The sequence below is a fragment of the candidate division KSB1 bacterium genome (assembly GCA_022562085.1).
Lineage (GTDB): Bacteria > Zhuqueibacterota > Zhuqueibacteria > Oceanimicrobiales > Oceanimicrobiaceae > Oceanimicrobium.
The window spans coordinates 18024-29998 of the sequence record JADFPY010000018.1 but is presented as its reverse complement, the minus strand read 5'-3'; the positions used below and the strand labels follow the sequence as shown (position 1 = coordinate 29998).

5 protein-coding genes are annotated in these 11975 nt (G+C 45.6%); 2 read left to right on the top strand and 3 right to left on the bottom strand.

The window, feature by feature from the left end; all coding sequences use genetic code 11:
- The first annotated feature begins 642 nt into the window (after positions 1 to 642).
- The gene (locus IH879_03220) at positions 643 to 882 is read left to right on the top strand and encodes a hypothetical protein (protein ID MCH7673941.1); all 240 of its coding nucleotides are present in this window, start codon (positions 643 to 645) and stop codon (positions 880 to 882) included.
- A 166-nt stretch (positions 883 to 1048) separates the two neighbouring features.
- On the opposite strand, the gene IH879_03215 is transcribed toward IH879_03220, so the two are convergent.
- The 3 genes from IH879_03215 to glgX all read right to left on the bottom strand — a co-directional run bounded on the left by IH879_03215 (position 1049) and on the right by glgX (position 8467).
- A complete protein-coding gene (locus IH879_03215) occupies positions 1049 to 5608 on the bottom strand; it encodes a PAS domain S-box protein (GenBank protein MCH7673940.1) in 4560 nt (1519 codons plus the stop codon).
- Positions 5609 to 5877: 269 nt separating this feature from the next.
- Positions 5878 to 6192 carry an Hpt domain-containing protein gene (locus IH879_03210; protein ID MCH7673939.1) on the bottom strand — a complete coding sequence of 105 codons (315 nt, stop codon included), beginning with the start codon at positions 6190 to 6192 and terminating at the stop codon, positions 5878 to 5880.
- Positions 6193 to 6346: 154 nt separating this feature from the next.
- Positions 6347 to 8467: a glycogen debranching protein GlgX gene (glgX, locus tag IH879_03205; protein ID MCH7673938.1), complete on the bottom strand. Its 2121-nt coding sequence runs from the start codon at positions 8465 to 8467 to the stop codon at positions 6347 to 6349.
- Positions 8468 to 8796: 329 nt separating this feature from the next.
- On the opposite strand from glgX, the gene IH879_03200 reads away from it, so the two are divergent.
- A complete protein-coding gene (locus IH879_03200; protein MCH7673937.1) occupies positions 8797 to 11973 on the top strand; it encodes an efflux RND transporter permease subunit in 3177 nt (1058 codons plus the stop codon).
- Positions 11974 to 11975: the final 2 nt, after the last annotated feature.

Here is an 11975-nt window from a genome sequence, read left to right as displayed (position 1 = left end):
TGAACAACAACTCGATGAGCAATAAGAACCAGAGCCAACCGAGCCTGGATAACCAACAATATGTAAAGGAGGATTGTTGATTCCCGCGAGCGTAATGCTTTCGGGATTTTTTTTCGCTATCGGCAGCTGCCTCGCTTATAGCAAAAAGAAGCCGCTCGTTGCGCCGAAAGCTTCCAGGTGGGGGAACTCACTGCAGCGTAGATACTCGCTTGAGGCTTCGTGCAAGTCGAACTTTTCTTACTGGATGTTGTAGGATTGCTCTTTGAAAGGTAGCCGAAAGCTGCCTCGCACGAAGCCTCTTTATCGCTCGCAACAACGCCTTGTGAGGGATTGGACAGATAAAGTTTTATTTTTTTCAGATTCTAAACGTTATGTAAACCAATACACCAGTCACCTCATTGCACACTTTGTCTAAAGTGTGAACATTTCCTTTTTCACTAAATAGAGAAGAATTCTCCGTTTATAAACGGTTAGCTGAGAAACCAGGTCGGCAGGGTCGCTGAGAATGATTTTTTTCTTTGACTGCTTGCTTTAGAGCGGCTTTGATTTTGCTGAAATAGGTGTTGAGCCGTGTTCGGTGAGACCTTTGGTCACCAGGTAGGCTTTAAACGTCTCAAGCCAATCGTCGGTAACGGCTGAAAATTGGATCCGACTCTTGGGGTTTATGGTTTATATTTCCTTCCTGGCCTTTTCCAAGGCCGGTTCTGTCTTGCACTTTCTCGAATCATCCAGGTTTGTGACGTTTTTGATGCGCTTATTTCGGCGCGGCCGTTCCGGCCAGCCAAAACCCGGGAACAGGCCCTGGAAATCATCGATGAAATGGCCGAGCGGGGAGAAATTCAAACCGACCGTTACAAGTTTCTACAGCCCTGCATTCAGTAAATAAAAACAGCCCCTGTGTTCCCACAGAGCCGTGAAAGGTGAAAGTCAGACGTGAAACGCCCCGCCGATTCACCCAATCATTTCACATTTAAATTCTCCGCGTTTCCTAACGGGGATCTTCACAGTAATAGAAAAAGTAAAATTTTATTTTGTGACCTGCACTAGCTTACTCTACCAGAACAGGGGAGTCGCTCTCAACTTGATGCCGATGTAGATATTTATCGAGACATTCCAATAATTTTGCTTTTCTGAGCGGTTTTCCTAAATAAGAAGTACACCCCGCGTCAAAAGCTTGGTCGAGATGCTTTTTATCATTATGAGCCGTGAGGGCAATAATCGGGACATCAGTGCCATTTTTAAATGCGCGAATTCTGCGCGTGGCAGTGCGGCCATCCATGACCGGCATTTCCATGTCCATCAACACCAGGGAGACGGGTCGGCGCCTAAAAATGTCGACCGCCTCCTGGCCATTTTTTGCAGTGACCAGCTGGTAGTCGCCGGTTTTCCTCAAATGATGAATCACCAGGTTGCGATTGTCAATGGAGTCGTCAACAACCAACACCGTCGGCCTTGAGTCGAGCCATTTCTCGATGGTCTCAAACAGGATCTTCTTATTAATTGGCTTCGTGACGAAATCGTCCATATTGTTTTCGAAACATTTCTCGCGATACCCTTCGATTGCGTGGGCGGTCAGCGCAATAATAGGAATCCGAGCTTCCATATATTCGGATTCCCGTGTCCTGATTTCATGAGTTGCTTCAAAGCCATCCATTTCCGGCATGTAGATATCCATAAGAATTAGATCATGGCGGAACCTGGTAAACGCCTCGACAGCGAGACGTCCGTTCTCGGCGATGTCGACATGATAACCACGCTTTACCAGAATCTTTTTGGCCAATTTCTGGTTACTTGGATTATCTTCTACAAGCAAAATATTTCCGCTTATTGTCTTTTCAATTTGTTCAGAAATTTTATTATGTTGATCCGCGCTATCATCGTGGCGTCGTTCAGTGAGCACCTTTAAAAGAGCATTGAAAAGAGTTTTTTGCCTGATAGGTTTTAGTATAGATGCTGCGATCCCCATTTTTTTTATGAGTTCGCGATCATAGCTCACCAACGATGAAAGCATAATGAGCTTCATATCTTTGAACGCTTCGTCCTCTCTGATCTTTTGCGCTAATTCAAGGCCGTCCATTTCCGGCATTTTTTGATCGAGAAGGGCCAGGGAAATGGGGTTTTTAGAATTCTTTAAAATAGAAAGCGCTTGTGACCCGCTTTGAGCTTCGGTCACTTGAAATTCCCAATTCTCAAGCATTTTTCTTAAGATAAAACGATTGGTTTCATTGTCATCGACAACTATAACATGAGTTGTTTTAAAATCGGGGTAAGACTGCTGGAAGTCATCGTCGGTTCTTTGCCCAATTGGCAGCCTGATTTTAAATTGAAACTCGCTGCCTTTTCCTTCTTGACTTTCCACCCATAATTCTCCGCCCATCATTTCCACAAGCGATTTGGATATATTGAGACCCAGACCTGTGCCGCCAAATTTGCGGGTGGTTGAAGTGTCTTCCTGGGAGAATTTTTCAAATATCTTCTTAATGTTTTCGGGCGAAATCCCAATCCCCGTATCCGAAACTTTAAAATGGAGTTCGACAGCATTGTCGTTTTGCTTGCGAAATTTTACTTTGATTGCTACGTCCCCTTGTTCCGTAAACTTGATGGAATTACCGGTCAAATTGATCAGAATTTGCCGCAAGCGGGTCGGATCTCCAACCAGCCAGGAAGGAATTTCCGCATCGATATAACAGAGCATTTCAACGCCTTTGGCGTTCGCCCGGGTTCCAAGCATTTCAGCGACACCTTCAACAACTTCTCGCAAATTAAGCTCAATATGCTCGAGTTCCATTTGTCCTGCTTCAATTTTAGAGAAATCCAGGATATCATTGATCAAACTGAGAAGCCCCTCTGACGAAGACTGTACGACATTTAAATACCCTCGTTGTTCGGAGTTTAACTGGGTCTCCAGGGTTAACTCTGTCATACCGATAATAGAATTTAGCGGCGTTCGAATCTCATGACTCATATTCGCTAAAAATTCACTCTTAGCGCCGCTTGCCATTTCAGCTTGCATGGCCATTTCTTTTGCTAATAGAGTCGCTTGTTCCAGGTGCTGGTTTGTGTTCCTGAGTTCTTGGTTTGCAGACTCAGCGCTTTCTTTTGCTGCCTTTAATTCCTTTTCTGCTTTCTTTTGTTGGGTAATATCGCGAATGAAACCGCTGAAGATCGTGCTGTTCCCTACTTTTAGTGGCGTAATTGTCAGTTCGACTTGAAATTCATGGCCATCTCGATGCAAGGCCTGGATCTCACGACGCTGGCTCAAAACAGACCCCTCGCCGGTGGCAAAATAGCGCTCTAAGCCCTTGGCATGTGCTTCTCGAAATTGTTCCGGCAGTATTTTGTCCGCCAGATTTTTTCTTATCACTTCTTTACGTGACCACCCGAATATTTTTTCAGCCTGAGCATTCCATTCTGTAATTAGACTTTTTTCGTCCATGGTGATCACGGCATCTTGAGCCGAATCGATAATCAACCGGATTCGCTCCTCACTTTCTATCAGAGCAATTTCATTTGCTTTCAATTGTTCAAAACTTGCAGTTAGCTGTTGATTGGCAGCGCTCAACTCTTTTTGATGATTTAATAATTGTTGATTAAGTTTTTTTAATGATTCCTCTGCTTCTCTGCGGAAGGATATGTCACGGACATGAAACAGAATGATAGGCCTGTTTAAGTAGTCCATGCGCGTGGCTCTTAGTTCCACTGGAATTCTCTGCCCATCTCTGGTTACACAATATCTCTCGACATGTGTAATTTTTCCAGCCACGAAATCCGGCCAGCTCTGTTTTACTTTCCCTCTGTCGCTTTCAGGTACTAAATCCAGCATATTTTTGCCAATTAATTCTTCTTGAGATAGCCCGTGAAGTTTGCATGCAGCTTTGTTCACATCCAGAACAAAGCCGTCAAGATCTTCTACGAATATGGCGTCCGGAGAATTTTGGAAAAGATCGCGAAATCTCTTCTCGTTCTGACGCTGTATTTCTTCTGCGCGTTTGCGCTCGGTTACGTTGCGAACGATGCTAATCCAAGCAGGGCGTCCCTGATATTCGATCTCATCAGAAAGAATTTCAACATCGATTCTCTCACCGCTTTTTGTTAGGTGGATGTTGGGATTCGTCTTATCAAGATTTTTTTTATCGAGATTTTCCTTTACATATTCATGGTTCTCCCGAGGATGAAGATTCATAGAGGTCATCTTCATCAATTCATCCTTGGAATACCCGTAGATTCTTAAGACTGCATCATTGCAATCAAGAAAGAGCTTAGATTTCTTGTCAAAAATAAATATTGGATCCGCAATCTGATCAAATAAACTTCTATATTTCCTTTCACTCTCACGTAGTATCCCTTCCTGAGCTTGTAATTGCTGGATACTTGCACTCAATTGCTCATTAGCGGCACTTAACTGGGTTTCATTGTTGATTAACTCCTGGTTGAGAGCCTTTAGTTTTTCTTCGGCTTCCTTGCGGGCGGTAATGTCTGTAATACTCCCACGCACTAGTTTTCTGTGTGCCGATGGTAGCAGCACCAGGCGTACCTCACAGGGAATATCCTTGCCCTCACTGTCTCGATGCATCCATTCGAAAACGGGTTTTTCCCCATTCATTGCCTGGCCAATCACCTCCATTGCCGCCTCCGACGATGGACGACCGTCCGGTTGTGTAGGTGGACTCAATTCAGCAGGGTCGACCTTTAGAAGTGCTTCGTTCGTCATCTTGAAAAGCTGGCAGGCATTTTCGGTCACTTGCATAAAGGAGCCTTTCTCGACGTCCAATACTACCAATGCCTCCGGGGCGTTTTCAACCAGCGCTCGGAAGCTCTCCTCACTTTCCTTTAGGGTTTCTTCATGCGCTTGTAGAGACTGGATACTCGCACTCAACTGTTGATTGGCAGCGCTTAACTCCTTCTCGCGAGCAAGCAGCAGATTATTAGGAGCCTTCAATTCTTGTTCTGCTCCATTGCGCCCTGAGATATCCCGGATGGCGGCTACTTTGACCATCCGCCCTTCGTAAGCTATTGCCTTGGTTTGAACTTCGACAGGGAAAACCGTGCCGTCCCTTCTTAGAGCCATATACTCATATGGCTCCTCGGTCTCTGCACCCCTCTTCTCAAGAACCAGATCCATGGATTCACCTGCAACAAAATCGAGAGTATTTTTTCCAATAATGTCGTCGATTTTATAACCAAACATTTCTGCAAGCCTTTCATTGGCATCAAGTATTTCTCCTTCGTGATAAATGCCGATTCCCTCAAATCCGGCGTCCGCGAGACAGTGAAATCGTTCCTGGCTTTCGCGAAGTGCTTTTTCAGCTTGCTCCTGCTGCTCGAGTGTCGTCTGCAATTTTAGATTTTGTTGCTCTAACTCAGCCGTTCGTTCATTCATCGTTTTTTCTAATCGGAGCCTTTGCCGTTCCAGACTTCTCGTTCTTAGCTTAATTATTGTATAGAGACCACCCCAAAACGCAATGAAGCACAATCCGTAAAACCACCAGGCCTGCCAAAATGTAGATTTTATTGAAAAACTAAATCTCAAACCTTCCTGACAGAATGCTGTTGAGGTCGAAACCAGCAAAACGGCGGTTAAAAAGATGTAATTAAACTTTCGTATCAATTTAACTCCAAAATTTTTGAACTTAAGATAACTATCCAAAGCGACGCATGTTTAGCCCCTATTATTTTCGACAAGGTTTATAAATTCTAAATGTAATTGTCTGACTTTTGATGAAATAAAAAAAGAGGAATTGAAATAAATTAACAGGGGTAAAAGAATCTGGAGGGCAGCCGCAGTGGCCACACTTCGGGGTAGGCCACACTTCGGAGGTAGGCCGAGAAACTCTGGCGAGTTCTGCTACTTTATTAAAATATGGACGACTTCGGAAATTAGTAATCCAAATCTTGATAAATGACTTTGACTACTTTAAGATATTGTGCCAGCTTTTTGTTTATATCAACTATTTCGTCCTTGTTGCCTCGCGTTGCAGCCTGTTCAAGTCTTGCGCCAAGTCTGGTGATTTCATGGAAGCCATATCCGCCGCCGGATCCTTTCATGCTATGGCCGAGCATTTGGATTTCAGCTATCTCTTCGTTATCAAGGCACTCATTTATTTTCTCGATATCTTCATACCGGTTTTCAAGAAATTCCGGGACCAGATCTTCAAGATCAGAATCTACATAAACAATGACTTCTTCGCTCATAAAAGGCTCCTTTGGTGCTTTGCTAATTATATGACAAGTGTTTTATCGGTGAGCCTTCAGGATTCTTGAGTCCTAAGGAAGCATTGTGAAAATATGTCGTAAGTTAAACTTTTTTTATGAATTCAGTTGACTAAAAAATTGGCAGCTTCTGTGATCACTTCGCCATCAACAACACAACAGAGCGGCTATGAATTTGGCAGGAAGCTTGCTGAGGAAGCTTGATTTCTTTATTAATTTCAGCAATGTCATCAGGCGAGGGGAGACGGGTGTCCAGAACGCGAACCCAGGGCTGATCTAATTTCGGCAGTTCAAAAGTTAGGGCTTCCCAATAGGCATTGGCGATCAGGAAGAGGTCATTATCAGTGGAATTGGAGTGAATGTGCATCGCAATCGATCTTGAGTCGTGTGAAAAGTCCGGGTCCCTTAGTTGAACGCCATGCCAGCTAATGACCGGCGGCTGTTCTTCATCCTGGGCAAAACTCATGCGCCGGAGATTCGGATGCTGCCTGCGGAATTGAATGAGCAGTTTAAAAAAACGAAGCAATCCATAATGAACTTCGGCCGTATGCCAATTAAGCCAGCTAATTTCGTTATCCTGGCAATAGGCATTGCTGTTTCCTCTTTGGGTTCGGCCAAATTCATCGCCGGCCAGAATCATTGGAACGCCATGGGAAAGCAAATTCAGCGCCGCCAGGTTTTTTGTTTGGCGCAGGCGAAGCGAGTTAATTTCTTCAGAATCGCTTGGGCCTTCATGGCCGCAATTCCAGCTCAAATTGTGGTCGCTGCCATCCCGGTTGCTTTCGCCATTTTCTTGGTTGTGCTTTTTATTATAAGAAACGAGATCGGCCAAAGTGAACCCATCGTGACTGGTTATAAAATTAATGCTGTGATAAGGTGCTCGCCCGCTTCCCTGGTACAAATCCGCGCTTCCCGATAATCTTTTTGTCAGCGCTGAAACCATGCCGGGCTCGCCTATAACAAAACTTCTGATATCGTCTCTAAATTTGCCGTTCCATTCCGCCCAGCGACCCCAGGCCGGGAAGCTGCCTACTTGATACAACCCGGCCGCGTCCCAGGCTTCAGCAATGAGCTTGGTGTTTGCCAGGGTCGGGTCATGGGCAATTCTTTCGATGAGTGGCGGATTTGCTAAGACAGAGCCGTCTTGACCCCGTCCAAAAATCGAGGCCAGGTCGAAGCGAAAACCGTCCACATGCATTTCTGTGACCCAGTAGCGCAAGCAGTCCAGAATCAAATCGCGAACCACCGGGTGATTGCAATTCAGCGTATTGCCGCAGCCGGAATAGTTGTGATACCGTCCGGTTTCAGGATCGATGATATAATAAACCGAATTATCCAGCCCCTTGAAATTGTAAACCGGGCCGCGCTCATTGCCCTCGGCGGTGTGATTAAAAACCATATCCAGAATAACTTCGATTCCGGCGTCATGCATCGCCTTCACAAGCGTTTTGAATTCTTTGACCTGGTTACCGTTCCGGCTATCATTTGCATAGGACGCTTTTGGGGCAAAAAAGCCGATTGAATTGTACCCCCAAAAATTAAGCAGGCGTTCGCGGGTTTTCGGACTAAAGCGGTACCCTTCGATTTCTTCAAACTCATTAATCGGCAGCAGTTCAACCGCCGTAATTCCCAGATCTTTGAGGTAAGGAATTTTTTCGATGAGTCCGGCGAATGTCCCCGGACTTTTAACTTTTGCCGAAGCGTGACGCGTAAACCCCCGGACATGCAGCTCGTAAATAATTGAATCCGCCAATGCTCTGTTCAAGGGCTGGTCATTTTGCCAATCAAAATTTTCCTCAACCACGAGGCCGCGTCTCAGGTTTTGCGACCGGGTTGGTTTAGATGACCCATTTCGTTGATAAGTCTGCCCCCATTTGGAAGCCCCGGAAAATGCTTTGGCGTACGGATCCAAAAGGAGGTGAGACTTGTTAAACCGGTGCACTTTTTCATTTTTATTGGATTGACGATTCGCCCGAAAACAGTAGCGGATTTCCGGTTCCAGTCCGTGAATGAAGATGTGCCAAATATCGCCTGTCTGGTTTAGATCCCGGTCCAAAGGTATCTCGGCGACCGGTTCATGCTCGCCGGAAATAAATAACACCAGGGTTACCGAAGTCGCATGTTTCGAGAAAATGGCAAAATTAATTCCACTCTTCTGAGCTGAAGCGCCAAGCGGAGTTGGCGAGCCTCTGGTGATTGCAAATTCATCGCCGATGACTTCGAGCAAGTTGGGTTTGGGTTCTTGTTTCGTGGACATTTGGCTTTTGAAATATCGAATAAAACGTACAGAATATAATGTAGTGGGTCACTTAAGTCAAGGGGTCCTATTTATCTCGTTCCAATGTTCCGCGATAGAACAAGCGTGGCTATCCATGTCAACGTTCCCACGCAGACAGAGTGTGTGAAAAGTCTGGGTTGATAATTTGTTATTAATTTTTTAATTTACCCCAATTAAACAATATACCTGGAGTTCTTATGACTTATATTCAAGGTGCATGGGAACGAGATGAGTAGGGGAAGTTTATTTTTTTTCAATGGGTTTAAAATCGTGTTCAATTGTGGTTTTAATTTGTTGTGGGAAGTCAAATGAGCATTGCAAAAATCTCCATAAAAAATCCTGTCCTGGTCAACATCATCATGATTGCCTCCATTGTTATGGGCACATATTCTTTGTTTACTCTGCCAAGAGAGATGAACCCGGATATTTCCTTTCCGTGGATATTCGTGTGGACCGGTGCCCCCGGATTTTCTCCCGAAGATACCGAGAAACTCATCACCAATAAAGTCGAAAAGGAAGTGCGTGATATTGATGGCATCGACAACATCACCTCTATTTCGCGCGAGAATGCTGCTCTGGTCTGGATAAAATTCGAGACCATGTCGGATTATGAATTTGACAAACGCCTGCAGGATGTGCGTACGGAAATAGAAAAAGTTGATTTCCCGGAAGGCGCAAAGGATCCATTGATTTTCAACTACACCATGCAGGATTTTATCCCAATGGTGAGTGTGGTTTTGAGCGGCCTGATTTCCGAAAAAAGGATGAAAGAGCTCGCCGAAGATTTACGCGATGATATTTTAGAGATTAAGCATGTTGCTAAATGCCAAATTTTCGGCCGGGGTGAGCGCGAAATTTGGGTAGAGATCGACCCGGTTAAATTGCAGAGCTACGATCTGGCTTTGAGTCAGGTCATGGAAGCCATTCGGGCCAAGAACATCGATTTGCCCGCCGGCGACATCAACATGGGGCGCTGGGAAGTCATGGTTCGCACGGTCGGTGAAATCGACAAAATTGAAGAGCTCAAGAAAGTCATCATCAAGGCCAATCCTTTGGGGCACCATGTGCGGGTTGAAGATGTCGCGGAGATTCGGGATACGATTACCCGAAACGATGTCATTATCTCGCGGTTCAACGGCGAAGATGCTCTAACCATCAGCGTGACCAAAAAGAGGGAAGGCAATTCCATCAAAATTATTGACGAGATAAAAGAGCTGGTTGCTCAGTACAAGAAAGACCGCGTTCCCCAAGATGTCGAGCTGACCGTTACCAATGATTCCTCCATTCAAATCAAAGAATTTCTCGGAATTCTACAAAACAACGCTGTCATAGGCCTGGTTCTGGTGGTGATTTGTCTGTACATTTTTATTGGTCCGAGAAACGCCATTTTTGCAGCCATCGGAATTCCGGTGACGTTTATGTTGACATTTATTTTTATGAAACAGACCGGCATGACCTTAAGCGGAAGCTCGCTTTTCGGACTCGTTCTGGTTCTCGGAATGATCGTTGACGATGCAATTGTCATTATTGAAAACTGTTATCGTTTTGTCCAGGAAGGGCATCCGGTTAAAGAGGCGGTTACACTTGGTGTCAAACAAGTCGCCATGCCGGTACTCTCTTCGTCACTCACTACAGTCGCTGCATTCTTGCCTCTAATGCTCATGGATGGTGTGATTGGTGAGTTTCTGAAAGTCGTGCCAATTGTGGTAACTCTCGCGCTCATTGCCTCGCTGTTTGAAGCATTTTTCATACTCCCTTCTCACATTGCCGAATGGAGCCGCCGAATCCCCAAAAAACGCGAAGGTTTTGTTAAGTTTAAAAATTTAAGAAAGCTCTATATCAAATACCTCACCAAATTTCTCCGCAAGCGGTATCTTGTCCTTGGGGTAACCGTTCTCTTAATCCTTTTGAGCATTCCGCTGATCTGGGTGGTAGGCATTGACATGTTTGCTTCGGAAGAAATCCCGCGTGTATTTGTGTTTATCGATCTCCCCGAAGGTACCAAAATTGAGCTCACCGACGAAGTCATGCAAAAAGCCGAGGAGATCGCGTTTAACCTGCCTGAAAATGAACTGGTCAACGTCACCGTAAATAGCGGACTGCAACAAAGAGATGAGGAGTGGTTTTTCAAGTCTTCTTTGGGTCAGCTGATACTTGAGTTAACAAATAAAAAAGAACGCGAGCGGAGCATTGAAGATATCAATGCCGACCTGCGACAGAAGATCAATGAAATTCCCGGCATCAAGTCACTTGAGTTCAAAATTTTTAGTACCGGTCCGCCAGTCGGTGCGCCGGTTGAGATTCGGGTTCGAGGGGAATATATTGAAGAGTTGCAGGAAGTTACCGAGCTGGTTAAAAAAGAACTGCGCAGCATAAAAGGCGTCTTCGATGTTCGCGACGACTTTGTTCCCGGAAAACGCGAGCTGCAAATTTCAGTTGATGAAGAAAAAGCGGCGCTGGTGGGCCTGAGCGTTGCCCAAATCGCTTCGACGGTTCGCTTTGCTTTTGACGGCGGAGTGGCAACTGAAATCCGCGACGGAGACGAACAAATCGACGTGGTGGTGAAATACAAAGAGGAAAGCCGCCAAAACATCTCCGATGTGGAAAACCTGAAAATTGTCACGCCGCTCGGGGGACTGGTTACGCTTAAGGATGTGGCTTCGCTCAAAATCAAGCAGGGGTACTCGGTCATCAAACATGACGATGTAAAACGCGCCATCGGTGTGAAAGCCGATGTGGATGCCTCTAAAAACAGTGCTTTTGCCGTGAATCAGGAGCTCATTCGCAGGTTTAAAGAAATCAGCAAGCGCTACCCGGGATATGACATTGTGTTTCGCGGACAGTTCTCAGAATTTCAGGATGCCTTTGGTCAGCTTTTCCAGCTCTTCGGCATCGGATTGATGCTTATGTACATCATTCTGGCCGGGCAGTTCAAGTCCTATATCCAACCGGTGATCATTTTTATGGCGATCATCTTTGCGTTTTGGGGCGCCACCATCGGCTTGCTGATTATCCAAAGCCCATTCAACATAAATAATATGTACGGTTTGGTGGCGCTGGCGGGTGTAGCCGTAAATGATTCGCTGGTGCTCATCAGCTTCATCAATGAGGCGCGAGATCAAAAAATGCGCCGCTGGCGCTCGATTCTGAGCGCGGGAAAGTTGCGCCTGCGGCCAATCCTATTGACCACCATCACCACAGTATTTGGCCTGATGCCAATGGCGATCGGCATCGGCGGTAAGTCGGACATTTGGAGTCCCCTGGCAAATGTTATGGTCTGGGGCTTGAGCATCGGCACGATTTTAACGCTGTTCCTCGTGCCGTGCATGTACGCGATTCTAGGCGATATTAAAAGTATGTTTATGGGCAAGCGCTTCAGGGATCAGAACGGACGGATTATGGCTAAGGTTAGAGAGGTCCTCAATAAGGTTCCCGGGCCAAACGGGAAGGCTTTGGAAAAGCTGAAGCAATTACGTCGGATGTGAGG

Coding starts and splice junctions, on each gene's coding strand:
- IH879_03210 (MCH7673939.1), bottom strand. CDS start 6,192: ATGAGCGAAGAAGTCATTGTTTATGTAGATTCTGATCTTGAAGATCTG.
- glgX (MCH7673938.1), bottom strand. CDS start 8,467: ATGTCCACGAAACAAGAACCCAAACCCAACTTGCTCGAAGTCATCGGC.
- IH879_03200 (MCH7673937.1), top strand. CDS start 8,797: ATGAGCATTGCAAAAATCTCCATAAAAAATCCTGTCCTGGTCAACATC.